Source organism: Paenibacillus sp. GbtcB18, from assembly GCF_019091125.1.
Taxonomy (GTDB): Bacteria; Bacillota; Bacilli; order Paenibacillales; family NBRC-103111; genus Paenibacillus_F; species Paenibacillus_F chitinolyticus.
Genome location: NZ_JAGXJX010000002.1, coordinates 407,254 through 432,260, shown reverse-complemented (window position 1 = coordinate 432,260; position 25,007 = coordinate 407,254). Strand labels below are relative to the sequence as shown.

General features: G+C 52.9%; 23 protein-coding genes. 18 read left to right on the top strand and 5 right to left on the bottom strand.

Annotated features, from left to right (window positions below; all coding sequences use genetic code 11):
- Positions 1 to 150: 150 nt before the first annotated feature.
- The 6 genes from KVT34_RS07260 to KVT34_RS07235 all read left to right on the top strand — a co-directional run bounded on the left by KVT34_RS07260 (position 151) and on the right by KVT34_RS07235 (position 5,781).
- A complete protein-coding gene (locus KVT34_RS07260) occupies positions 151 to 636 on the top strand; it encodes a hypothetical protein (protein WP_217557918.1) in 486 nt (161 codons plus the stop codon).
- A gap of 359 nt (positions 637 to 995) precedes the next feature.
- Entirely contained in the window at positions 996 to 2,837 is a 1,842-nt protein-coding gene (gene typA, locus KVT34_RS07255) for a translational GTPase TypA (protein ID WP_217557917.1), read from the top strand.
- A 101-nt stretch (positions 2,838 to 2,938) separates the two neighbouring features.
- Complete coding sequence (locus KVT34_RS07250) at positions 2,939 to 3,235, top strand: YlaH-like family protein (protein WP_217557916.1); 297 nt, start codon at positions 2,939 to 2,941, stop codon at positions 3,233 to 3,235.
- A gap of 45 nt (positions 3,236 to 3,280) precedes the next feature.
- Positions 3,281 to 3,556, top strand: coding sequence for a hypothetical protein (locus KVT34_RS07245; RefSeq protein WP_217557915.1), 276 nt, complete (start codon positions 3,281 to 3,283; stop codon positions 3,554 to 3,556).
- A gap of 213 nt (positions 3,557 to 3,769) precedes the next feature.
- Complete coding sequence (locus tag KVT34_RS07240; protein WP_042232411.1) at positions 3,770 to 4,222, top strand: pyridoxamine 5'-phosphate oxidase family protein; 453 nt, start codon at positions 3,770 to 3,772, stop codon at positions 4,220 to 4,222.
- A 227-nt stretch (positions 4,223 to 4,449) separates the two neighbouring features.
- A complete protein-coding gene (locus tag KVT34_RS07235) occupies positions 4,450 to 5,781 on the top strand; it encodes a PhoH family protein (protein ID WP_217557914.1) in 1,332 nt (443 codons plus the stop codon).
- 80 nt (positions 5,782 to 5,861) lie between these two features.
- On the opposite strand, the gene KVT34_RS07230 is transcribed toward KVT34_RS07235, so the two are convergent.
- From KVT34_RS07230 to KVT34_RS07220, 3 genes are all read right to left on the bottom strand, one after another.
- Positions 5,862 to 6,449, bottom strand: coding sequence for a hypothetical protein (locus tag KVT34_RS07230; protein ID WP_309244071.1), 588 nt, complete (start codon positions 6,447 to 6,449; stop codon positions 5,862 to 5,864).
- Between the two features lie 71 nt (positions 6,450 to 6,520).
- Positions 6,521 to 7,618, bottom strand: coding sequence for a coiled-coil domain-containing protein (locus tag KVT34_RS07225; RefSeq protein ID WP_217557913.1), 1,098 nt, complete (start codon positions 7,616 to 7,618; stop codon positions 6,521 to 6,523).
- A 60-nt stretch (positions 7,619 to 7,678) separates the two neighbouring features.
- Complete coding sequence (locus KVT34_RS07220) at positions 7,679 to 8,707, bottom strand: hypothetical protein (RefSeq protein WP_254634638.1); 1,029 nt, start codon at positions 8,705 to 8,707, stop codon at positions 7,679 to 7,681.
- A gap of 91 nt (positions 8,708 to 8,798) precedes the next feature.
- On the opposite strand from KVT34_RS07220, the gene KVT34_RS07215 reads away from it, so the two are divergent.
- Positions 8,799 to 9,977 (top strand): class I SAM-dependent methyltransferase, encoded by a 1,179-nt coding sequence (locus KVT34_RS07215; protein WP_217557912.1) that lies wholly within the window; start codon positions 8,799 to 8,801, stop codon positions 9,975 to 9,977.
- A 112-nt stretch (positions 9,978 to 10,089) separates the two neighbouring features.
- Here KVT34_RS07215 and KVT34_RS07210 read toward each other — a convergent pair whose 3' ends face one another.
- Entirely contained in the window at positions 10,090 to 10,320 is a 231-nt protein-coding gene (locus KVT34_RS07210; protein ID WP_009671348.1) for a DUF2626 domain-containing protein, read from the bottom strand.
- A 376-nt stretch (positions 10,321 to 10,696) separates the two neighbouring features.
- Here KVT34_RS07210 and KVT34_RS07205 point away from each other — a divergent pair, with 376 nt between their 5' ends.
- From KVT34_RS07205 to KVT34_RS07170, 8 genes are all read left to right on the top strand, one after another.
- The gene (locus KVT34_RS07205; protein WP_217557911.1) at positions 10,697 to 11,344 is read left to right on the top strand and encodes an RsfA family transcriptional regulator; all 648 of its coding nucleotides are present in this window, start codon (positions 10,697 to 10,699) and stop codon (positions 11,342 to 11,344) included.
- A gap of 162 nt (positions 11,345 to 11,506) precedes the next feature.
- On the top strand, positions 11,507 to 12,469 hold the full coding sequence (locus KVT34_RS07200) for a ketopantoate reductase family protein (protein ID WP_217557909.1): 963 nt from the start codon (positions 11,507 to 11,509) through the stop codon (positions 12,467 to 12,469).
- On the top strand, positions 12,469 to 12,870 hold the full coding sequence (locus KVT34_RS07195; protein WP_217558522.1) for a DUF3397 domain-containing protein: 402 nt from the start codon (positions 12,469 to 12,471) through the stop codon (positions 12,868 to 12,870). The genes KVT34_RS07200 and KVT34_RS07195 overlap by 1 nt, the downstream gene beginning before the upstream one ends.
- A 417-nt stretch (positions 12,871 to 13,287) precedes the next feature.
- Positions 13,288 to 14,964, top strand: coding sequence for a peptide ABC transporter substrate-binding protein (locus KVT34_RS07190; RefSeq protein ID WP_217557908.1), 1,677 nt, complete (start codon positions 13,288 to 13,290; stop codon positions 14,962 to 14,964).
- A gap of 108 nt (positions 14,965 to 15,072) precedes the next feature.
- Positions 15,073 to 16,005 carry an ABC transporter permease gene (locus KVT34_RS07185; protein WP_217557907.1) on the top strand — a complete coding sequence of 311 codons (933 nt, stop codon included), beginning with the start codon at positions 15,073 to 15,075 and terminating at the stop codon, positions 16,003 to 16,005.
- A gap of 3 nt (positions 16,006 to 16,008) precedes the next feature.
- Positions 16,009 to 16,944 (top strand): ABC transporter permease, encoded by a 936-nt coding sequence (locus tag KVT34_RS07180; RefSeq protein ID WP_254634637.1) that lies wholly within the window; start codon positions 16,009 to 16,011, stop codon positions 16,942 to 16,944.
- Between the two features lie 14 nt (positions 16,945 to 16,958).
- Positions 16,959 to 18,005 carry an ABC transporter ATP-binding protein gene (locus KVT34_RS07175; RefSeq protein WP_217557905.1) on the top strand — a complete coding sequence of 349 codons (1,047 nt, stop codon included), beginning with the start codon at positions 16,959 to 16,961 and terminating at the stop codon, positions 18,003 to 18,005.
- The gene (locus tag KVT34_RS07170) at positions 17,998 to 18,954 is read left to right on the top strand and encodes an ABC transporter ATP-binding protein (RefSeq protein ID WP_217557903.1); all 957 of its coding nucleotides are present in this window, start codon (positions 17,998 to 18,000) and stop codon (positions 18,952 to 18,954) included. Before KVT34_RS07175 ends, KVT34_RS07170 begins: the two co-directional genes overlap by 8 nt.
- Positions 18,955 to 19,065: 111 nt before the next feature.
- Here KVT34_RS07170 and KVT34_RS07165 read toward each other — a convergent pair whose 3' ends face one another.
- Positions 19,066 to 20,355 (bottom strand): MFS transporter, encoded by a 1,290-nt coding sequence (locus tag KVT34_RS07165; protein ID WP_217557901.1) that lies wholly within the window; start codon positions 20,353 to 20,355, stop codon positions 19,066 to 19,068.
- A gap of 269 nt (positions 20,356 to 20,624) precedes the next feature.
- On the opposite strand from KVT34_RS07165, the gene bshC reads away from it, so the two are divergent.
- From bshC to KVT34_RS07150, 3 genes are all read left to right on the top strand, one after another.
- On the top strand, positions 20,625 to 22,259 hold the full coding sequence (gene bshC / locus KVT34_RS07160) for a bacillithiol biosynthesis cysteine-adding enzyme BshC (RefSeq protein WP_217557899.1): 1,635 nt from the start codon (positions 20,625 to 20,627) through the stop codon (positions 22,257 to 22,259).
- Positions 22,260 to 22,310: 51 nt separating this feature from the next.
- Positions 22,311 to 23,573, top strand: coding sequence for an adenosylhomocysteinase (locus KVT34_RS07155; protein WP_217557896.1), 1,263 nt, complete (start codon positions 22,311 to 22,313; stop codon positions 23,571 to 23,573).
- Positions 23,574 to 23,768: 195 nt separating this feature from the next.
- A complete protein-coding gene (locus tag KVT34_RS07150; RefSeq protein ID WP_217557894.1) occupies positions 23,769 to 24,902 on the top strand; it encodes a DUF4349 domain-containing protein in 1,134 nt (377 codons plus the stop codon).
- Positions 24,903 to 25,007: the final 105 nt, after the last annotated feature.

Below are 25,007 nucleotides of genomic sequence, written 5' to 3'. Positions count from 1 at the left end.
GATACCGGGCGGAATTGTCCGCGGACGCGGAGGATCGGGCTGCCGGACTTCCAAGATACGGAGATGGCGATAAGGAAACCTCCCCGCTATTCCGGCAATCCGCAGATCCGCAAGCCGCCAAGGTATCGTCCGAATACAGGGGGATCGCAGATGTCGAACAAACCGTTATCTATGGGAATCATTCTTGTCGGGGTGGCTCTAGTTCTGCTGCTCGGAAAAATCGGCTTTTTCACGTTCATCGGAGCGCTTTTGTGGCCGCTTGTGCTGCTCGTGCTGCCCGGCCTTGTGCTGCACGCTCTCGTCTTCAACCGGACATTACCGTCCGCGGCGGTTTTTCCGGGCGGCGTTCTCGTTACGTACGGCATCCTCTTTTTTCTGTGCAGCCTGTTCGGCTGGGGACTCATGTCCATTCTATGGCCGGGGTTCATTTTCGGGATCGCGGTCGGGCTCTATGAACTCGTTTATTTCGAAAAGAGCCGGGATAACGGACTGCGGATGATTGCCATCGGACTCGCGCTCGTCTCCGTCGTGCTGCTGCTCTTCAACCTGGTGTTTACGGTGAGCATCTACGTGTTTATCGTACTTCTGCTGGCGGCCGGCGCCGTACTGATCGTATCGGGTAAAAGAATCTGGTAGCATGTAAAGAGCGGAAAGAGGAGAATAAAACCTCTTTTGCTGCCGAAAAATCTTGCTTTTAGAAGTTCAATCGCGTATAATCGGAACGTTGTAGCGTCGGAATGCATCCGGCGCTTATTTTGAAACAGATCCCGGTCGGGTGCTTCTGCGGTTCTCGCAACTGTCCCGGCAGACCGCCCGGTTTACAAAGCTGTCAAAGCTGTCAAAGCAGTCCCAGACAGGCATGTTCCCCGGAACGGCCGAAGCTCCGGCTTGCGGCTTTCCGCGTCACATACGGTACCACAACGTTTTTGCCAAGTTTCATGGCTTTGCCTATTCAATAAAAGCGCTTTGCGCCCAAGGAGAGAGGACCTACCTTTATGTTTCCCAGAGAAAAAATCCGCAACATCGCGATCATTGCACACGTTGACCACGGTAAAACCACGCTAGTCGATAAGCTGCTTCAACAGTCCGGTACATTCCGCGATAACGAAGCCGTTCAGGAACGCGCCATGGATTCCGGCGATTTGGAACGGGAACGCGGCATTACCATCCTTGCCAAAAATACGGCTATTAACTATAAAGACCACTTGATCAACATCATGGATACTCCCGGACACGCCGATTTCGGCGGAGAAGTGGAACGGATTATGAAAATGGTTGACGGTGTTCTTCTGGTCGTCGATGCTTTTGAAGGAACGATGCCCCAAACGAAGTTCGTGCTTCGTAAAGCACTCGAGCAGAACCTGACTCCGGTTGTCGTCGTGAACAAAATCGACCGTCCGAACGCTCGCCCGCTCGAAGTTATTGATGAAGTGCTGGATCTGTTCATCGAACTGGGCGCCAATGACGATCAACTGGAATTCCCAGTTGTTTACGCATCCGCCCTGCAGGGCACGTCCAGCTTGGATCACGATAATCAAGGCGAGAATATGCTGGCTCTTTACGAGACGATCGTCAGCCATATCCCGCATCCGACGGAAAGTGTGGACGAGCCTCTTCAATTCCTCGTTACCCTGATGGACTTCAACGAATACCTCGGAAGAATCGGGATCGGCCGTGTGAACCGCGGTATCATCAAGCAAGGGCAGACCGTGGCCGTTATGACCCGCGAAGGCGGAATGAAGCAGGCGCGCATCGAGAAACTGTTCGGTTTCCAAGGCTTGAAGCGTGTTGAAATCGAGCAGGCGGGCGCCGGTGACATTATCGCGATCGCCGGTATTAAGGACATTAACATCGGCGAGACGATTGCCGATCCGGCTAACCCGGAAGCCCTGCCGGTTCTGAAAATCGACGAGCCTACACTGCAGATGACGTTTATCGTCAACAACAGTCCTTTTGCAGGCCGCGAAGGCAAATGGGTGACATCCCGCAAGCTTCGCGAGCGTCTGTTCAACGAGCTGGAAACGGACGTTTCCCTGCGCGTGGAAGAAACCGACAGCCCGGATATGTTTATCGTATCGGGACGCGGTGAGCTTCACCTCGGCATTCTTATCGAAAATATGCGCCGTGAAGGCTTCGAACTTCAAGTTTCCAAGCCGGAAGTCATTATCCGTCACATCGACGGTCAGAAAATGGAGCCGATCGAGCGTCTTCTGATCGACGTACCGGAAGACAGCATGGGCGCCGTAATGGAAAGCCTCGGAACGCGCAAAGCCGAAATGGTGAACATGGTGAACCACGGCAACGGCAACGTTCGTCTGGAGTTCCTGATCCCGGCCCGCGGCTTGATCGGTTACCGGACGAACTTCCTGACGCTGACACGCGGTTACGGCATCATGAACCATGCTTTCGACAGCTACGGCCCTTATGCCGGTGCGGGTGTCGGCGGCCGTCACGAAGGCGTGCTGGTTTCCATGGAGAACGGTGTAGCTACCACATACGGTCTGATGTCGATCGAAGACCGCGGTACGCTCTTCGTAACGCCGGCTACTGAAGTGTACGAAGGCATGATCGTTGGCGAGCATACGCGCGATAACGATATCGTCGTTAACATTTGTAAAGAAAAACAGCTTAACAACATCCGTTCCGCAGGGAAAGACGATACCGTTAAGCTGAAAGTTCCGAGAATCTACTCTCTGGAGCAGGCTCTTGAATATTTGAACGATGACGAGTATTGCGAAATCACGCCGAAATCGGTCCGTCTTCGCAAGAAGATTTTGAACAAGAACGAGCGTGAACGCGCGGAAAAGCAACGCAAAACCGCTGACGCCAACGCGTAATAACTGAATCCATCTTTTCCACGAAGGGAAATAAGCGGGAATTTGTGTTCCTTCGCCTTATTTCCCTTCTTTTTTAACTATACAAAGGGGGTTGCAGCGTAATGTACCAATGGTTTGCCGAAAATTTTTGGCTGACGTGCCTCATTATCTTCATCATGATGTCCTTCGTGTATAACAAAGTTTTCCGGACACGCAGACTGCCGGTATTGAAAGCGCTGATCGTTTACGTCCTGCTTGCGCTGGGTTCGTTTATGCTTACGTTTTTCCAAGTGCTCGGGCCGCAAATTCCGATTGTCCCTTCGCTTGCCGTTGCGATTTTGCTTATGCTGATTTTGCGGATCCGTTATTTTGTCGAGGGACGGCGCAAGAAGAAAGATTCCGGACCAACAGGACAGTAAGGATATGCTGGCTGACATCTGATTACAAACCGGGGGGCGAATTCTATGACGCTTCAGGACGCTTTGTTCAACTGGCTGCAAATCCGCATTGTGGCCGATGCAAGACCTCTTGACGAGGCGGCAGGGAAAACGATCGACTTCTTTGAAGAGATTTTGCGGGAAGATCATGGTGTAAGCGAATTTGAGAAGACCGAGGCGGATGAGTACCGTCTGCGGATCGACTATGTGCGGCAGGGGGAGAAGTATTCCGTCTTTTTCGACCGTGAGCATGCCGAGCGCCTGCTTGCCGATATCGGTTCCAACCCCAAATATAACGAATAACGGGCGGTCTTTTCATGCCGGGATAGACAGGGGTGACATATCTTCCTTGTGAAGACGAATACAATGGTTGTATCTGTCGCTAAAGGAGTGTGAATCCGTGTCTGACCGCTGCTGTACATAGCGTGAAGCTTTTTCCATATGATATAATGAAATCAGGCGGGCCTTGGTTCGCTAACAGCACTTATTTAAAATGATGCAGGAGGCGCTGCAGGCATGGCGGAAGAAATTACAGCTCTCTCGGAACAATTGATTGCGGAATTTCAAAAGGAAAAGCTCGTCCTGCTGCATACGATCGACTCGGAAACGGGAGCACCTACGGCTAATGCCATTTCGTGGGTATATGCGCCGGACCCGGGAAGAATACGCTTTGCTGTTGACAAGCGCTCCCGTCTGATTGCTAACTTGGAGAAGAACCCGTCGGCTACCGTTACGATGATTGCCGCGGGGACTGTACACGCTATTTACGCGGAAGCCGCGCCCGCGGCCGAAGTTCTTGAAGGGGTTCCCTTCAAGCTGGCCTGCTATGATCTGAATATCCGTGCCGTTCGCGACGCGATGTTCTACGGCGCCCGTATTTCCGTTGACCCTGAATTCGAGAAAACGTATGACAAACGTGCAGCCGACAAGCTGGACGGACAAGTATTTGAAGCGATGAAAAAAGCCTAGGCACTCTTGTGCCCGGGCTTTTTGTCACTTTGGCGCTTTGTCTGAAAATGCCGTTTTCTGCGGAATCGGCGTATGCGGGCGAACGACGGAAAGACACTGAGAGCTGGCGTAACCGCTGTAACCGCCGGGTACCGATCCGCAGAAAGGATGTAAACCTGTAGCTTTTCCCCAGGGGCCGTATCGTGGTAACCCCGTAAACATTACAGATTCGGGAGGGAATTTCGGGAATGAAAAAAATTTTCGTGCTCGATACCAACGTACTGCTGCAGGATCCCAACGCGATGTTTTCTTTTGAAGATAACGAAGTCATCATTCCGGCCGTGGTGCTGGAAGAGATCGATTCCAAGAAGCGCAATGCCGACGAAATCGGACGCAACGCCCGGATGGTATCCAGACTGCTGGACGCGATGCGGGCACGGGGACGGCTGCATGACGGAATTACGCTCGACAGCGGAGGCAGCCTGAAAGTGGAGCTTAATCACAAGAGCTTCAATAAAATGCAAGAAGTCTTCGCCGAGGTGACGAACGATAACCGGATTATAGCGGTGGCGCTTAATTACCGGACGGAGGAACAGACGAAATCCGAGCCGCGGCCCGTCATCCTGGTCAGTAAAGATACACTCGTCCGTATCAAGGCGGATGTGCTCGGTCTGACTGCACAGGACTACTTGAGCGACCGTGTCGTTTCCGATCACGAAATGTACGCGGGCTGCACGACGCTTCATGTCCATCCGTCCGTCATCGACGAGTTTTACTCGTTCCGGTTCCTGAGCGTGCCTACGCTGAATCTGGGCTACCGGCTGAACCCGCACGAATTCGTTATTCTCCGGGATGAGCTGGGCACCTCGAAATCGGCGCTGCTCAAAACGTCGTCCGACGGCAAAAAGCTGGAACCGCTCTTCATGTCGAATGAGCCGGTATGGGGAATAGCCGCCCGCAACGCTCAGCAGCGGATGGCACTGGAACTGCTTCTGAACGACGACGTTTCCTTCGTCACTCTTTCGGGCAAGGCCGGCACCGGCAAAACCTTGCTGACGCTGGCAGCGGGGCTGCTCAAAGTGGAAGACGAGCGTAAATACAAAAAATTGACGATCGCGCGTCCTGTCGTTCCCATGGGGAAAGATATCGGCTACCTGCCGGGTGAGAAGGACGAGAAGCTCCGGCCTTGGATGCAGCCGATCTACGATAACCTGGAATTTCTCTTCGATACGAAAAAAGCGGGCGATATCGAGAAAATACTCGCCGGGCTCGGCAGTATTCAGGTGGAGGCCCTGACTTATATCCGCGGACGCTCCATACCGGGACAGTTCATTATTATCGATGAAGCGCAGAATCTCTCCAAGCATGAAGTGAAAACGATCGTATCCCGGGTAGGCGAAGGCAGCAAAATCGTTCTGCTGGGTGATCCCGGCCAGATCGATCATCCTTACCTGGACGCGGCCAGCAACGGTTTGACTTATGCGGTCGAGAGATTCAAGCAGGAAGAAATCAGTGGGCACGTAACACTGGAAAAAGGCGAGCGCTCTCACCTCGCCCAATTGGCGGCCGATTTGCTGTAGCGCACGAAAAAGCGGCGGGCATACAGCCCCGCCGCTTTTTCGTTATGCCTGCCGGAGGTTTCCGGTACGGCATTTATCAGTCAAGAGATGATAAATTCCACCGTGCAGCCGTAAGCCCGAGCCGTCCGGTCCATCAATTCGTCATGCTGGCGGTCAACCACGAAGTGAAGACCGTCCGCTTCGTGAAACCGGGCGATCACGTATTCGTCCATTTGCCGCTGGGCCAGCTCCGGCTCGGCTTCGGATGCGGTTTTCATGGGAGCATCCGTGTCTTGTACAGCGCCCGTTCCGAGGCGGAAGACGGCGATGCCGGGTTCGTACAAGTAGAGGTGTCCGGCGCCGCTCTCAAAACCGTAATCCGAAAAATGTCCCGTCCGTTCCGCATGGGGAGGAAGCAGTACGAGATTCATCGGCTCGGCTTCGTAACCGTGCCGGCTGACCAGCTCCTTAGCTTGCCTTAGCTCCTCCTCACGGTTAAAAACAAAGACTTCTTTATCCTGATCGAATAGTTCGACCATCTCTCTAAGTTCGGGATCAAACGGGGCGGAGTCTGCCGCCGATCCGTTTTGGGCGAAATCCACGATTAGTGCGGGTTTGAGCTGCATAATCAGTTCCTCGCTTTCGTATCCGGCGCATTCACGTTCACCCGATGAAGACCCTTCTTCCACGGACCTCACCGGCCTTTCGGGCAATAAACACTGGCCCTGCAAGGCGGCGGATCACGGCGGACGGAATCGGTTTACCAGTTTAGCCCGAGCTTGATGGCCAAAAGCCCGTCTTCCAGCGTAATTTGTTCCACGGAAACGAAGGAGAACAGCTTCTTGGGATAAATGCGCAGATTAAATTCCTTTTCCAGTGACTTACCCGTTGTATCGGGCAGTTTAAACCCGTTAAACACTAATTCCTGCACGCGGAAGGCGATGACGGGTTGGTCGCCGTCTTTTTCCATTTCATAGGTGCCTTTAATGGAGACGTCCATATCGTCTTTGGTGCCGAAGGCCATAACGCCGTCCGGTTTGAACTGGAACGTAAGATCGTCGAACTTGCCGTCTTTGCTGCGCAGGAAAGCGTTAAGCTGATGATCGGTCATTTGAAACTTGCCGCCGCCCTGTTCCAGGGTCAAATGGCTGTCTTTGCCCCCCGGTGTAAGCAGTTCCGGGAAATAATCCATCACGCCGGCCAGCGAACGGAAATAAGTGCGGAACAATGGCAGTCCTTCTTGTTCCCAGCGCCCGTTGAGTTCCTGGATCAGAGCGAGAATCAGTTCGCTTCTTCCGCTGGCGTCAAGTTCCCGGTTCAGCTCGGACTGAAGAGCGAGAATCCGCTCCTTTTGCTTAAGATAGTTTTCTTTGGTTTTCTGCAAATCGGTGCGTTGATTCGCCAATTTCGTTTTCATGGCGCCCAGCTCGCGGTAAGCGTCTTGATGAGCCGTCAGCGAACGGTGATCATGATCGAGGATGATGTCCAAATACTCGTACGTTTTGAGCAGATCCGGCAGCGAGCGGACCGACAGCAGGACGGACCAGAGCGATTCACGCTCGCCGGCATAATAGGAACGGATGACCTTACCCGCCCGTTTTTTCGCATCTTTAACGACGATTTCCTGGGCGGCGATCTTTTTCTCCGTATCGGTCAGCTGCCCGCCAAGCTTGACGTCTTCCTCTACGAGACGGGCGATTTCACGGTCAATTTCATGGACCGTCAGCCCTTTCTGCAGAAGGGCTTCGGTTTCTTTCTTTTCCGCTTCCGTCCTGTTTTCCGCATAAATCGGAACGAAAAGGAGGCTTGTCCCGATCAGAAGGGCGCAGAAGGTGAGGGAGAATTTTTTCAAAATCATGTGGCGACCCCTTTAATTCCGAAATTATCCCATTCTATGAGAACGGGTTCAAAAAAATACTTACCTCCCGCAGGCGGAAAGTAAGCAGCATGCTCTATTGTTTGCCGGCTCTGCCAAGACTCTTGAGAACTTCATCGATAGACTTGGTTTGCCGGGGCAGCGGCTTCCGAAATTCCGGTGTTTGGTTAACGGCATCGAAAGACTGCTGGAAAGAGAAAGTCTGGGCCGATGCGGAAGATTTATTCCCTCCGGGGCCGGTAAACTTAAATTCCATATCGAGCTTTCGTAAAAAACCTTCCTTATCGACAAGGACCGTCCATTTACCAGGGCGGATAACTTAAACGAGCTTGCCGAACGCCCGAATTCGGCGGCCTGCGCTTCGGAAATAAGCCCGTTTGATTTCAGCGCTTCCAGAAAACGGGGGAGCTTCTCCTGTACCTTCTTATTCCAGGCGCCTGCGTTCATACGGGTTACGGAGGCCGTGTACGACTGGGCTGCCGAACCGTCCGTCAGCTTGACTTCCCCGTCATGCTCAAACCAGGCTTCGTCGGCTCCTTCCTGCAGAAGCTTGGACAAATCGGAATAAAGCCGGGAGAGATGCTCCAGCGTGGGAGAAGCCGCGGTTTTCGGAACCGTGCCCGTCTTATCTCCTGCGGAAGCCGGAGAGTCCGGCGGCAGCCCCAGCCGTGTCACGAAATATTCGTTATCCGGGTTAAGAAGTGGCATATGGAAAAACAATTTGTTATCTTGGAAAAGAAGAGGGACCGTCAGTTCGGCCGAACCGCTCCGCGAAGCTGCCTTGAGATCGGATTCCCATCGGACCGGATTTAAGGAAGCGGCGCCTTTCCATTCCAGCTTGCTGTCCTTGAGAAACGAAAACAGCTGCCCCGGCACTGTGGACGAATCTCCTGCCGGAAGCCCGTCCAGATGAAGATCGGCCCCGCCCGCGAAAGCGAAAGCGTTCATCTCCGCCTGCTTGTGCAGGGCGCCTTTGACGGCGGCCCTGGCAGCTTCGCGCTCCGAACAGCCGGATATGAGAACGGCGGGAATGGCAATGGCTATAGAAAGTGAAATGAATGCTTTGAACATGCTGGGAATCCCCTTCCTTTTCTACCTTTTCTATTATATCTATTCAGGTTCTATTTGTCTTTATCCCTACAATTTTCCTGGAGGCGAGAAAATGAGCGGATTTAGCGGTCATCGGGGCATTCCTTCGGGAGCCGGAGAAGCCGCGGCGGATGCCGGCCACCCGGAAATCGTCGAGATTTTGAAAAGAAAAATAGAAGAAGAGGGACCTCTTCCTTTTCAGGATTATATGACGATTTGTCTGTATCACCCGGAGTTTGGCTATTACCGCCGCGAAGAGGCCAAAATCGGACGGGACGGGGATTTTTACACGAGCTCCAATCTGGGAAGCGTGATGGGAGAGATCGTCGCGGGCGAGCTGCTGGCTTATGCCGGAAGCGTGCCTTCCGGCAGGCCCGTCGAATTCGTCGAATTCGGCGGAGGCACGGGCCGGCTGGCCCGGCACGTGCTGGACGCGCTGCGCAGCCGCAGCCCGGAGCAGTACGCGTCCGTTTCGATCACGGCGATCGAATCGAGCGCGTACCACCGCGCCCTGCAGCGGGAGACGCTGCGGGAGCATGCGGACCGCCTCCGGTTCCTGACGGAGGCGGAGTGGCTCGCCGAGCCGGCCGGCGGCGGAGTGTTCGCCGTCGCCAACGAGCTGGCGGACGCGATGCCGGTGCACCGCGTCCGCTGCCGGGACGGCCGGCTCGAATTCGGTGCGGTCGGATGGGACGACCGCACGGGATTTACCGAGCGGTGGTTGCCGCTCGGAGCAGACCACCCGGCCGCGCTGCATCTCGGCCGCGAGGGGATCCGCCTGGCCGACGGGCAGCAGGCGGAAGTGAATCTTGGCGCGGGGGAGTGGATCTCCCGCGCCGCGGGGCGCATCCGCAGCGGACGGCTGCTGCTGGTGGACTACGGCGATACCGCCGGAGAGCTCTATGCGTCCCACCGGATGAACGGGACGCTGATGTGCTACCGGCGGCATATCGCCGACGACAATCCTTACGCCGCCGCGGGGCGTAAGGATATCACCGCGCACGTCGATTTCACGGTGTGCATGCGGGCGGCCCGGGCGGCGGGATGGACCGTCGCCCGGTACGAGACGCAGCGCGAGTTCCTCGTGCGCGGCGGCATTCTCGGCCGGCTCGTGGAGCATGCCGGCCGGGATCCGTTCAGCCCGGAAGCGAAGGCGAACCGGGCGATCCGGCAGCTGCTCATCAGTGACGGAATGAGCGAGCTGTTCAAGGTGCTGACGCTTGAGCGCGAAGACAGCCGAATCCGCGATTGAAGCAAAACCGGTTTAGCGATGAGCGGACGCGAATGTCTTCAAATCCAACGAAAAAAAGGTGATCCGCGAGTTCAATCGCGAATCACCTTTTTTGCTCAAGCGCCGTATGTAATTAGAGAGGCATTTTGAACACGGACCAGTACGTGAATCCGGTAAACGAAATAACCATATAGCCCCAGAACAATACGATGTATGTACGTTCCGACAGCTTCAGATAGCCAAGTAGTACGAATACGACGGTTTGAAAAAAGAACAACATGGACATGGGATACATTTCTCCCGCCAGACTCATCAGGGCGATCACCAGAGTCCAGAAACCCAGAACTCGGAACATGCGATCCATGAAAACTTCCCCCTCTCCTACCACGATGCGAAATAATCTAATCTTCATTATACCCAGCATACCCTGTAGTGTAAACATCCAATCGTCTACCTTTGTTAAAAAGTTGTGACAAGCATTGCCAATTCCGGAGGAAGCTCCCTCGATTGTCTCTTAACCGGTCTTCTTTTAGGTATGAGTGTCATAAAAATTGGAAATACCAAATAGTATCAAATAGATTCTATGAAATCTGCCAGGGGCATAGAGATATTACGAGCGGAACCGTTCAAGGATAAATCTCCTGCCCGGCTTATGAACGGTCCGGCCGATTGGGCATGAAAGTCGAATGCGCGGTAGGACGTGATCTATTTTGGACACTAGGTTAGGAGGATTGTAAAACATGACGGCAATCAGGCAGGATGCTTGGAGCGACGAAGATGATTTGATGCTGGCGGAGGTAACGCTGCGCCATATCCGGGAAGGCAGCACTCAACTGGCCGCGTTTGAAGAAGTGGGGGAGCGTATCGGGCGGACGGCCGCGGCATGCGGGTTTCGGTGGAACAGCTTCGTGCGCAAGAAATACGAGGCCGCCATTTCCATTGCGAAATCCCAGCGGCAGAAAAGGGCGCAGCTCAAAAAGCACGCGGCCGTTTCTACTATTTCCGGGGGAGCCTCGCTAGCCGTTCTGGACGTTCTGGACCCGTCGGGCCGTGAAGTGACGGAAGAGGCGCTTTCCATTGATGCGGTAATCCGGTTCCTGCGGCAGTGGAAGCAGACTTATCAGGATCTGATGCGCCATATCAAACAGATGGAGCGCTCTTTGAACGAGAAGGAAGAGGAACTATCCAAATACCGCAGAGAGAACGAGCAGCTCAACAAGCAGGTCAATGAAGTTGAAACCGATTACCGGGTTGTCAACGATGATTATAAGGCACTTATCCAAATTATGGACCGTGCCCGGAAAATGGCCTTTTTAGTAGAAGAAGAGGAAGAGAGCAAGCCGAGGTTCAAAATGGACGCAAACGGTAATTTAGAGAGAATAGATTAAAAATCTTCCTGGGAATCCTTCCGGTATACTGCCGGGGGGATTTATTTTTTTGAAGCGTCAAGAAGGATTCCGCCGGCCTTGCGGTGAATGGCTGAAAAATGGCGAATCATGTAAGCAAGGAATAAGGAGTAGAAAGCAAAATAAGATAAAGGAGTGGGGGCCATGCTGGTAGAAGTCGTCGGAGGCGGCTCGCTGGGACTGCTGTTTGCGGCTAAGCTGGCGGCAACCGGCTGCCGGGTAAACCTGGTAACGAGAAGCAGGGAACAGGCGGAAGCCGTAAACAAGAAAGGAATCCGTGTGGAAGGCTGGACGGAGTTAACGGCTGAAGTCCCCGCACTCGCTTTTTCGGATGCCGTGAGCGGTTTGAATTCCGCGGATCGATCCGAGGCAAGATTTATTCTTCTGGCAGTAAAACAGACGGCTTTTACGAAGGAATTGGCGTCTTATCTGATTACTTCCATGGAGAAAGGCGCGGGGCTTGTTTCGCTGCAGAACGGCATCGGCCACTGGGAGAAGCTGGACAGCGAGAAAGCCCGTCCCTTCATGATCCAGGCCGTGACCACGGAGGGGGCAAGACGTTTGTCGCAATCGGAAGTGGCCCATACGGGCCGCGGCTGGATACGAATCGGCCATATTCATGCCAAGGAAACGGAACCGTATATAGAGAAGGCGCCGCAAATAAATTTGAAAACGGTTCAAGATTGTTTAAAGCAAGCAGGATTTGACGTTTTTGTGTCGAAGAGTATAGAGCGCCATATATGGAGCAAGCTTTTGATCAATGCGGTGATTAATCCGCTGACGGCTCTGCTCCGTGTTCCTAACGGGAAGCTGCCTGAGACTTCGGACTCACTGCTGCTGATGAGGAGACTCTTCGAGGAAGGAAGGGATTTGGCGCTTACACAGCACGTAACGGTTGAAGAATCTTTATGGGACGAAATCCTGGAGGTTTGCCGGAAGACGGCCGTCAACCGATCTTCGATGCTGCAGGATATCGCGGCGGGCAGGACGACGGAAATTGAGGCGATCACGGGTGGTCTGCTCGGAAAAGCGGAGCGGGCCGGGATGTCTATGCCCACTCATGAAACCGTATACCGGCTGATTAAAGCTGCGGAGCAAAGTGGGTGATGATGGGATTGGATTCATTCATAGACGGATTGTCCAGCATATATGCGGTACTCGCAATGCTCCCTTTTCTTTCCTTTGTGCTGATATGGATAATCGTATATATTGTAACCAAAGAAAAGAAAAAATCCACCCGGATTACTATGGATCTCACGACCTTCCTGCTGCTCGGATCCGTCGCATCACTGTGGAACTCTTTGTTCTCAAGCTCGTTCGGATTGTGGTTTCTTCTGCTGGTCATTCTTATCGTTTTCGGGTTTATAGGCGGATACCAGAACGACAGGAAAGGGAAGATGGAACTGGGAAAATCGCTGCGCATCGTATGGCGGCTCAGTTTTATGGGACTTTCTCTTCTGTATGTCATGTTTATGGTGGTTCGCATGGGGACGGCTGTTCTCGGATAGCGGTCTTCCTTTTTCGACATGAATTGACCGCAGTTCAACTAATTGCCGAATTAACGCTCTAAAGCAGCGCTGGCGCAGGCTAGGCGCGGTTCGGAAGTCTCAAATACTCGTACCTATGTAGAAAATTACAAGTAGATTTTATTGACCTTTGGTTGTATAATAGGTAATTAGTAACAGTTTAGCCTTTACAGCTTTTTAACATTTTTGCAAGAGAAAGTTCTTTTTCTAAAAAAGATTCTGGACTTCCTGACAAACTGTGTTATAAAATGTAACATGTAAAGGCCAAAGGCCGATATTGTCGCTTTAGCTCGGAGAAGTGCCTCAATTAGGGGAAGCGGTGTCATTGGAAAATTCGAAATTTTCCGTCAAACACCTTTAACCATAAGATTTATTATTAAAGGGAGGAATAATTACCGTATGAAAGCTAAAAAGTGGGTTTCCACAGCGGTTGCACTGACGCTTGTCGGCAGTATCGCAGCAGGTTGTGGCAGTGACGACAAGGCAGCAACGGGGGAGAATGGCGGTACAGACAAAGCAAATGCCGCTAAGCAAGAACTTCGCATTAACTTCAATGCTGAGCCACCGGTTCTAGACAGCTCCAAAGGTACTACAAACGCAGCATTTACGATGCTGAACGCACTGAATGAAGGCCTCTACCGTCTCGACAAAGACGGCAAACCGCAGCCTGGACTTGCAGCTGCCAAACCGGAAATTTCCAAAGACGGTCTCGTTTACACCATTAAGCTCCGTGACGCGAAATGGGCAGACGGTCAGCCGGTCAAAGCAAGCGATTTCGTTTATTCCTTCCAACGTACTCTCGATCCGAGCACCAAAGCGCAATACAACTTCATGACTGCCTGGATTAAAGGCGGAAATGACATCATCAAAGCAAAGCCTGAAGAAGTAGAAGCTAAGAAAAAAGCTCTCGGCGTTAAAGCGATTGATGATAAAACACTCGAAATTACACTGGAAAAGCCGGTTACCTTCTTCGAAGATCTCCTTGCTTTCCCGATTTTCTTCCCGCAACGTGAAGATCTGGTTACCAAAAACGGTGAAAAATACGGCGGCGACGCTGACAAAATTATCGGTGCAGGTCCGTTCGTTCTGAAACAATGGAACCATGACCAAAACCTCGTATTCGAGAAAAACCCGAACTACTGGGATGCTGCCAACGTAAAACTGGAGAAACTGACGGTTAACATCGTAACGGAACCTAGTACTTCATTAAATTTGTACGAAACTGAAGAAACAGATGTTACTAATTTGAATGGTGATCAATTCAAAGCTAAATCTCAAACGGACAAAGAAAACATCAAAGTGAAAAATGAACTGACTTCGATGTATTTCATGTTTAATGAGAAAAACAAAGTGTTGGCTAATGCGAACATTCGTAAAGCTCTGACCTTTGCTATTGACCGTCAAGCATTCGTTGACACGATCCTTCCTAACGGAACAACTCCGGCAAGAGGGCTTGTGGCGGATGGTACGCAGGACGGCAACAAAAACGAATTCCGTAAATCCGCCGGCGAAACGCTTCCGAAGGCAGATCCGGCCAAAGCGAAAGAATACTTGGCAGCTGGTCTGAAAGAACTCGGCATCGACAAACTGCCTGAGCTGAAGCTCCTCGGCGACGAGCAAGGTTCCGGGAAGAAGACCATTGAGTTTCTGATGGGCGAGTGGGAGAAAAACCTCGGTTACAAAGCAGTCGGAGAGCCAGTTCCGCACAAACTGCGTGTAGAACGTCAAAACAAAGGCGACTATGATATCGTTCTCGCACTTTGGGGCGCTGATTACAACGATCCGATGACTTTCCTCGATATGTGGGTTACGGGCAGCGAGTTCAACAACGTTTATTACAGCAACCCTACCTATGATGAGAAAGTCAAAGCCGCTGACAAAGAAGCAGATCCTGCTAAACGTTCTCAACTGCTAGTAGACGCAGAGAAAATCCTGATGGAAGATATGGCTGTAGGACCTCTCTATTCCCGTAAAGTTCCTTACCTTGTTCGCAATACAGTACAAGGTCTGATCCTGCCGAACTACGGCATGGAGTGGGATGTTAAAGGGGTAACAATTACGGAAGCGAAGAAGTAGTTCTTTATTCCGCAGCTAGCTTAATATAATAAGCAGCTAAAGTCAGAAGGGGACGCACCTCGCGGGACGTCCCCTTCCGGCTTCATTTTTCCAAAAGGAGGACCCTATGTGTTCAGATATATCCTACAGCGGCTGTTCTATGCCATCATTACACTTTGGCTCGTCATCACGGTCACCTTCGTTCTGATGAAGCTGCTTCCGGGCGACCCGTTCGGAGAAGCTGTACTGAAGATGTCCAAAGAAAACTATCAGATTCTGCTAGCACAATACGGGCTCGATAAGCCGCAATGGCAGCAGTACCTGCTCTACCTGAAACATGTTATACAAGGTGATTTGGGGGTATCCTTCCAATTCCCGGCTCGTGATGTAACAAGCATGATCAGTTCCGGTTTCAAACCGTCTTTTGAACTTGGTGTCTATTCCATTTGTGTCGCACTTGTATTCGGTTTGCTGCTCGGTATCATCGCCGCGCTCAACCATAACAAATGGCAGGACCGCACGGCTATCTTTATCGCGGTTATCGGTGTATCCATTCCATCGTTCGTTCTCGGACCGCTTCTTGCTTACTATATCGGCAACAAACTGGGCTGGCTGCCCGCCGCATTGTGGAAAGGTCCGTCCTACAAAGTTTTACCGACCCTGGCGCTTTCGTTCGGTACGCTTGCCAACGTGGCCAGAATGATGCGTACGTCCATGCTGGATGTATTGAATCAGGATTATATCAAAACTGCGAAAGCAAAAGGTTTGGCGAGTCACACGGTTGTATGGCGTCACACGATTCGTAATGCCATTATGCCGGTTGTCACCATTATCGGACCGGTTTTTGCGGGATTGATTACCGGTACGCTTGTTGTGGAACAGGTTTTCTCCGTTCCGGGATTAGGTAAGCAATTGGTTAATGCGATCTACTCTAATGACTATACCGTTATTTCAGGTATGACCATTTTCTACTCTGCGATTCTAATTATCGTAATTCTTATTACCGACATCCTCTATGGTTATATTGACCCGAGAATTCGTCTGGGGAAAGGCGGGAAGTAAACTATGCAGAATCCAGGACAATCGACTGTAAACGCATCCGGTAAATTTGCGCCCTTGATTAAGGACGAACATTTACAGGAGCAAATCGTCCGCCCGTCGCTGACCTACTGGAAGGATGCTTGGCGTCGACTTAAGAAAAATCGACTGGCTATGGCCGGCTTGTTTATACTCATTCTTCTGACTATCGTATCAATCTTAGCCCCGTTCATATCGCAATTTGAGTATAGTGCGACGAACCCGTCCATCGCCAACCAGAAGCCGAATTCCGTGCACTGGTTCGGTACGGACGATCTGGGCCGCGATTTGTGGACCCGCGTATGGTGGGGAACTCGTATCTCCCTGTTTATCGGGATTGTGGCTGCTGTCATTGACTTGATCGTCGGTGTTATCTACGGAGGTATTTCCGGCTACTACGGCGGCAAAGTTGATTCCGTCATGCAGCGCTTTATTGAAATTATTTATTCCATTCCGTTCCTGCTGATCGCCATCCTCCTTATGATGGTGCTAAAGCCGGGCATTACGTCCATTATCATCGCCTATTCGATCACCGGCTGGGTTCCGATGGCGCGGCTCGTGCGCGGTCAGGTCCTTCAGCTGAAGGAACAGGAGTACGTTCTAGCTTCCCGCACGCTGGGCGCCAGAACGGGCCGTATTATTCTACGCCACCTTGTTCCGAACGCGCTTGGTATTATCGTGGTTCAAATCACGTTCGTAGTTCCTTCGGCGATATTCGCGGAAGCCTTCCTGGGCTTCATCGGTATCGGGATCCGTCCGCCGCTCGCGTCGCTCGGATCCCTTCTGTCGGACGGAGCAGCTTCCATGCGTTACTATCCGTTCCGCCTGCTGTTCCCGACAGCCGTATTCAGTCTTATTCTGCTAAGCTTCAACGTGCTCGGTGACGGTCTTCGTGACGCGCTCGATCCGAAGATGCGTAAGTAAAGGGAGGGAGTACCTTGAGTAAGCCCAAAGAAAATATTTTGGAAGTAAAAGATTTGAAGGTCTCCTTTAACACCTACGCAGGTGAAGTTCAGGCGGTTCGCGGTGTCACATTCGATCTTAGAAAAGGCGAAGTGCTTGCAATCGTAGGGGAGTCGGGCTGCGGTAAATCCGTAACCTCCCAAACGCTCATGCGTCTGATTCCTTCACCTCCCGGCGTTATTAAAGGAGGGTCCATCCTTTTTGACGGTAAAAAAGGCAAGGTGGACATCACCAAGCTTTCCAATAAACAAATGGAATCCGTTCGCGGTTCCGAAATGGGTATGATTTTCCAGGACCCGATGACATCGCTCAATCCGACCATGACCGTGGGCAGACAGATCAGCGAAAGCTTGATCAAGCACCAGGGCATGACGAAGGAGCAGGCGCGTCAGCGTTCGATGGAACTTCTTCGCCTCGTCGGTCTCTCCAACGTGGAAGGCCGTATCAAGCAGTACCCGCACGAGTTTTCGGGCGGTATGCGTCAGCGGGTTATGATCGCCATCGCCTTGGCCTGCAACCCGAAGCTGCTCATCGCGGATGAGCCTACAACGGCTCTCGACGTTACCGTACAAGCCCAAATCATCGATTTGATGAGAGAACTGTCCGTAAAAACGGGTTCCTCCATCATCCTGATTACGCATGACCTTGGCGTCGTTGCCGAAATGGCTGAACGCGTGGTCGTGATGTACGCGGGTAAAATTGTGGAGAAAGGGACCGTAGACGAAATTTTCTACGATCCGAGACATCCTTACACATGGGGACTTCTGAAATCCGTTCCCCGTCTCGACACGCGGGCGGACGAAGAGCTTATCCCGATTCCGGGAACGCCGCCGGACTTGTTCGCTCCGCCGAAAGGCTGCGCGTTCGCGGCACGCTGTCCATACGCCATGAAAGTGTGCGTAGAGGAAGATCCGGAACACACCCAGCTTTCGGCCGAGCACAGCGCAGCCTGCTGGCTGCTCCATCCGGATGCGCCTAAAGTCGAGCGTCCCGTTGAAGTAGGAGGGAAGCAGCATGTCTGATCAAACGATCTTATCCATCCGTAATATGAAGAAGCATTTCGACCTCGGCCAGGGCAAAATCCTGAAAGCGGTCGATAACTTCTCGATCGATATCAAACGCGGTGAAACTTTCGGTCTGGTCGGTGAATCCGGCTGCGGTAAATCCACGGCAGGACGCACGATTATCCGCCTCTACGAGGCGACGGACGGCGAAGTTATTTTTAACGGCGAGAACGTTCATAAACTGAGCGGCCGCAAAATGCGCGAATTTCACCGGAACATGCAAATGGTGTTCCAGGATCCGTATGCCTCGCTTAACCCGAGAATGACGGTAGGCAACATCATCGCGGAAGGTCTCGACATCCACGGTGTCGCTTCCGGCAGCAAACGCCGCGAGCGCGTAGTCGAATTGCTCGAGGCGGTAGGCCTTAACGCCGAGCATGCCGGCCGCTTCCCGCACGAATTTTCCGGCGGTCAGCGTCAGCGTATCGGGATTGCCCGCGCACTCGCAATCGAACCGCAGTTCATTATTGCGGACGAGCCGATTTCGGCACTTGACGTGTCCGTACAGGCGCAGGTCGTCAACCTGTTCAAGAAGCTGCAAAAAGACCGGGGGCTGACTTACCTGTTTATCGCGCATGACCTTGCGATGGTAAAACACATCTCCGATCGTATCGGCGTTATGTACCTCGGGAATCTGGTGGAAGTCACCACTTCCAAAGAGCTTTATGCCAAGCCGCTTCACCCGTACACCGAATCTCTGCTTTCCGCGATTCCGATTCCGGATCCGGAAATCGAGCGCAAGCGAGAACGTATCATCCTGAAAGGCGAAGTTCCGAGCCCGCTCAACCCGCCTAGCGGATGTCCTTTCCGGACCCGTTGCCCTAAAGCTATGGATCAATGCGCGGTGACGATGCCTCCGATGAAAGAAGTGGAGCCGGGGCATTTCGTGTCCTGCCACCTGTACTAATCCTTTATCGTTTCATCATAGAACCGCCCGTCCGCACTCCGGTCCTGGAGATGCGAGACGGGCGGTTTTTTTTATCGTGCTGCCGCATATATCTATGGCATACGTAACCTTTCAGCTCGATACGGACGCGGCCGCTTGTACCGGATTCTCTTGAGAATCTTTCGTAGCGGTTTCTTCCGCGGCAGCCTGTTTGGGAAGCTTGAGAGTGTAGAAGACGGCTACGACAAGCATAAGCACGCCCAGTACAATGTAAATCCAGTCCAGCGAGATCAATCGCGGGTAGAGCAGGGCGATAAGTCCGAGCGCAAGCGACTGTGCCCCCATCATGAGCGGATCGATCCACGCGTTTACCCTTCCCATCATTTTGCCGTCCACAATTTGCGGCATCCAGCCGCCGAAAGCTATATTGGCAGGTGCTATTAAAATTCCCGTAACGAAGAAGCCAAGCAGAAACAGCCAGATGTCATTGACGTAATTGATTCCGATCACCAAAAGTCCGCTGGAGACGACGCTGCCTATGATCATGACGTGCGGCTTTATTTTTTTGGCCAAAACGGTCCCGAGAGCGCTGCCGACCAGCACCCCGACGCCCAGGCAAACGGATAAGAGCGAAGCGAATTTCTCATACTCATCGGCTGCGAGTTTGTATTTCAGCGAGAACAGGGGAAGAACGGTAAAGCCGCCGTTAACAAATCCGAAGAGGATAAAGCCGGTAATGATCGACAGCAAGAGAGGCTTCCTCCAGATATACCGCATGCCTTCCGCAAAGTCTCCCCAAACGGTTTTAAAGCTCATATCCCGCCATTTTCCGGGTCCGTTAGGCTGCTGTACCTTCTCTTCAAAGCTGCAGGAACGGATAAGGAGAGCCGAGAGAATAAACCCCAATCCGTCGATTATGACGGCGCCTTCCACTCCGATCCAGTGATACGCCAAAGCGCCGAGGGCCGTTCCGAAGAGCATGAACAAGCCGAACACCGTCTGGTTCAAACCGGCGGCCTGCATATACTGTTCCTTGGATAAGATGCCCTGCACAAGGCCGGTTTCGGCCGGGGCGAAAAATTTCGCGACCGCGCTCCGAAGGAACAGAATCAGGAACGTGAGCGGCAAAATTTCCAGAAAAAGCGAGAGGAAGAGCAGAACGGTCAGTCCGATTCGGATATAATTGGAATATAAGCAAATGGACTTTCGGTTCATCCGGTCGGCCGCAACTCCGACGATAAAGAACACGAACAAGGTCGGCAGGGAATACATCATCTCCGCCAGCGTCATATAGAAGGGTTGGGAACTGAAGCGATCGAGCAGGAAGAAGGCAAACGCCATGTTTCCGATCATGGTGCCGAGCTGCGAAAAAAAGCTGGCGGTGAACAGTTTGACAAACATTCGGTTTTGGAACACATTCATCGATATCGTTCCTTTCTATTTTCGAGCGGTATGTACTATATTCATAATAGAAGATATTGGCAGAATAGGAAAGAGGCCCGCGAATGAACCGCTGCTGCAGCTTGAGATGGGAAGGGATCTAAGTCTGTAGACGGGGAGAGGGAACGGCATTTTTTGTACCTGATATAAAAAAATTAGCAACTTCCATTTTGACGTCAAGGTCATTGCCGTGTACAATCAATTAAGAGTAAAAATCCGACAGTGGTTACGGGGGAGGCGGCTGCAGAGAGATGCCGTGGAAAGCTTATCAATGGAAGAAGAGCCAACCTTTAACCGAGGATTACATCCATCATTTCGACCGTGTGTCGGCATTGTTTGATTATAATCCATGGGATAAAGGAAGTTTGCAACGCCGCGCCGAAGCGGTCCGCCATACGGAAGGAAACCGGGCGGACCGGAAGCGTCTGGCCGAGGTGCTGCTTGAATATAACCGCCGTATAGGCAACCGGGAGACGGCGCTCCGTGCGGCCGCCGGACTGGCCGAGGAGAATTCGCTTACCGTAGTGGGAGGCCAGCAGGCCGGCTTGTTCGGGGGACCGCTGCTTGTCATCTATAAAGCGATTACCGTTCTTATCGCCGCAAGGCAAGCTCAGGCGGAACTGGGTACGCCGGTCTTGCCGGTATTCTGGATCGCCGGAGAGGATCACGACTTCGATGAGGTCGACCACATCCAGGTGCAGCGTCCGGAACTGGACGTACATAAGCTGTCGATCCGGCGTCCGTGGAATTTGCGGACATCGGTCAGCCGCTGGCAGGCGGACGAACTGATTTGGGAAGACGCGTTCCGACGGCTGGATGAGTCGCTGCCGGACAGCCCGCATAAGACGGAGCTGCTGAGCCGCCTGCGTTCGTCGATGAACGGTCTGGCCACGCTCAGCGACACGTTCGCCGGCTGGATGGCCGCGCTGTTCGGCGACAGCGGGCTCGTCCTCCTCGACGCGGACGATCCCGCCCTGCGCAAGCTGGAGTCGCCGATGTTCACGCGCCTCATCGGCGCTAACGAGCTTCTCGCGGACGCGCTGATGAGCGGCCGCCGCGAACTTGAGGCGCTCGGCTACACGCCTCAAGTGGACGTGACGGACGAACAGTCTCATCTGTTCGTCATCGAGCCTGACGGCGAGCGGGTCCTGCTGCAGCGCAGCGGGGAAGGCTTCGCCGACAAGAAAGACCTGCGCGCCTACAGCAGGGAAGATCTGCTGGCCCTCGCGGAGAGGGAACCGGAACGCCTCAGCAACGGCGTTCTTTCCCGCCCGCTCATGCAGGAGTTCCTGCTTCCGGTGCTGGGCACCGTGCTCGGTCCCGCGGAGGTGGCCTACTGGGCGATGACGCGGGACGCGTTCGCGCTGCACGGCATGACGATGCCGATTCTCCTGCCGCGGCTGGAGTTCACGCTCGTCGAAGATGCCGTAACGAAATGGATGGACCGGTACGACCTGTCCATGGATGACGTTACGGAGGGCATTGAAGAGCGTAGAGAAGCGTGGCTCCGCGCGCAGAGCCCTTTTCCGGTCGGGGAACGGTTCGAAGAAGCGCGCGAGCGCGTGAAAGAGGCATATACCCCTCTCGTGGACTCGCTTGCCGCTATCGAAGCGGGACTGCCGGAGCTGGGGCATACTAACCTGGATAAGATCCTTCACCAAATCGATTACCTGGAACGCAAGGCGGAGCAGGCGCTTATCCGCCGGCATGAGACGGCCTTATCCCAGTGGAAGCGCATTGAGCTGGCTCTGATGCCGCTGGGCAAACCGCAGGAGCGGGTATATAACGTATGCGCCTATTTGAACCGATATGGGGATAAATGGCTTAGCGAGCTGCTGGACGCGGATTTGCCGATGGACGGGGGCCACTACCTGGTTTATATTTAACTAGACAGCCTATATAGAAGAAGATTTTAGCAATCGAGGAGGAATAGTTGAATGAACGCAGTAGAACGCAGCATCGTAGCGGATCAATCCCTGGCGCCCGAAGGGCATTTGAAAATCGATTGGGTTAAAGCGCATATGCCGGTATTAAACCGTATCCGCGAGCAGTTCGAGAAAGAGCAGCCGTTCCGCGGACTTAAAGTAGCCATTTCTCTTCACCTGGAAGCGAAAACCGCCTATCTGGCGAAAGTCGTTCAAGCGGGCGGAGCGGAAGTGACGATCACGGGCAGCAACCCGCTGTCCACGCAGGACGATGTTTGCGCGGCTTTGGCGGAAGACGGCATCACGGTGTTCGCCAAGTATAATCCGGATCCGAAGGAATACAAAGAGCTCATGATCAAAACGCTCGAAACGAAGCCGGATCTGATTATTGACGACGGCGGCGATCTGGTAACTATTCTTCACTCGGAGCGCAGAGATTTGCTGGCGGGCGTGCGCGGCGGAGCGGAAGAAACGACGACCGGCATTCTGCGCTTGAAGGCGCTTGACAAGGAAGGCCGTCTGGAATTCCCGATGGTGGCCGTGAACGACGCGTTTTGCAAGTACTTGTTCGACAACCGTTACGGAACCGGACAATCCGTATTCGACGGAATCAACCGTACGACCAACCTGGTAGTCGCCGGCAAAACCGTTGTCGTGGTCGGCTACGGCTGGTGCGGCAAAGGCGTTGCGATGCGTGCCAAAGGTCTGGGCGCTCAAGTCGTCGTTACGGAGATCGACGCGATTAAAGCGGTTGAGGCTTATATGGACGGCTTTACCGTTCTTCCTATGTCCGAAGCGGCTAAAATCGGCGATTATTTCGTGACGGTGACGGGCAACCGCGATGTGATCCGCGGCGAGCATTTCGAAGTGATGAAGGACGGTGCGATTTTGTCCAATGCGGGGCACTTCGATGTCGAGGTCAACAAACCCGAACTGGCAGCCCAGTCTTCTTCCGTGCGTACGGTACGCCGTAACATCGAAGAATACCAGCTGAAAGACGGACGTAAAATTTATCTCCTGGCGGAAGGACGTCTGGTTAACCTGGCGGCGGGAGACGGCCATCCGGCGGAGATTATGGATATGACCTTCGCGCTTCAAGCGTTATCGCTCAAGTACGTGAACGACCGTTACGAAGATATCGGTAAAACCGTCGTGAATGTTCCTTATGAGCTTGACGAGCAGGTAGCGCGTTACAAGCTGGAGTCGCTAGGCATTTCCATCGACCGGCTTTCCGATGAACAGAAGGCTTATCTGCAAAGCTGGCAGGAGCATTAATTTATTGAATAGTTAAAAATCGCTTCTTGTTTCCGGTGTAGAACCGGAAGCGGGAGGCGTTTTTTTGTTGGCTGGACTTGCGGTAGCAGATGGCTCCAAGGAGCGGAAAATTTCTCCGTCTGATTTGCAACTTCCCCGATAAGAATGCGTCAAAAAGTGTGAATAGAAAAATATGGAATAACCATAGGGGGTCTTATGAAACACAACCATCATCCGGTAAGGGGAAGGAAGCGGGAGAGTGACGGAGACGGCAAACGGGACAGCTTTAGAATAGCAAGGCGGGGATTGATCGTCGCACTGCTTGTAGGTGTAAGCTTGACGGGGTGCAGCGCTGCCGATAAGGGGATTTCAACGGCTGACCAGAAATCGGGAGCTTCTTCAACTGCGTCTATGGACACAGAAATGTTGAAGAAAGAAGGCGCGTCCAAACAAGCCGATGGGAATAGCGCCTCCCCGGCACCGGCCGCCGTTAATCCGTCCGCAGCTCCGGCAGCCGCAGACGGATTTGACCGCAAGGTGATCTACAAGGGAAATCTCGTAGCCGAAGTGGAGGATTATGCCAAAGCGCAAAGGGCTTTGCGTGAGCTCGTGACAGCGAGCGGTGCGTATATCCTGCAGTTTACCGAAGACAACACCGCCTCCGAAATAGGCGGCACGTTTACGATCAAAGTCGCAGCGGGAGGTTTTTCTTCGCTTCTCGACGGCATCGAGAAAATCAGCCCCACCCGGCAAAGAAATATAACGGGTCAGGACGTGACGGAGGAGTACGTGGACCTGACTTCCCGGCTTAAAGCGAAGGAGATCGTGGAGGCCAGATTGCTCGCGTTTATGGAAAAAGCGACGAAGTCGGACGAGCTGCTCGCTTTTTCCGCGGAGCTTGGCAAAGTCCAGGAAGAGATTGAACGGATCAAAGGCCGGATGCGTTATCTGGATCAAAACGTACAGTACTCGACGGTGGAGCTGAAGCTGGTTCAGCCGAAGGAAGGGGTTCTTTTAAAAGGGGGCGGAACGCCTTTCGGCAAGCAGATCGGAAGTACATTTACCAAAAGCATTGACTTTATTTTTTCGCTTTTGAAAGGCCTCGTCATTTTTGTAACGGCCTTGCTTCCTGTCGCGGCCATCGCTCTGGTTATCGGACTGCCGATTTATTTCGGGGTCCGGTCGAGAAACAGACGCATAATGAAGCAAGTAGAAGCGCAGAAGCTTGCGCAAGCTTCCGAATCGCGGCAGCCCGAATCATCGTTTCATGAAAAAGGCATGGCGATGGAAGACAATGCAGACCCGGTTCGGCATGAGGAATCCACAGCTACGGAAAAAGAGAAACCATAAAATTATCCACAGTCTGGTGCGCTGCACCGGACTTTTTTGTTTTTTTAGCGGACTTATCCACAAAATGAGAAAAATTAATTTTGACGATTTATGCTTATGAGAAGG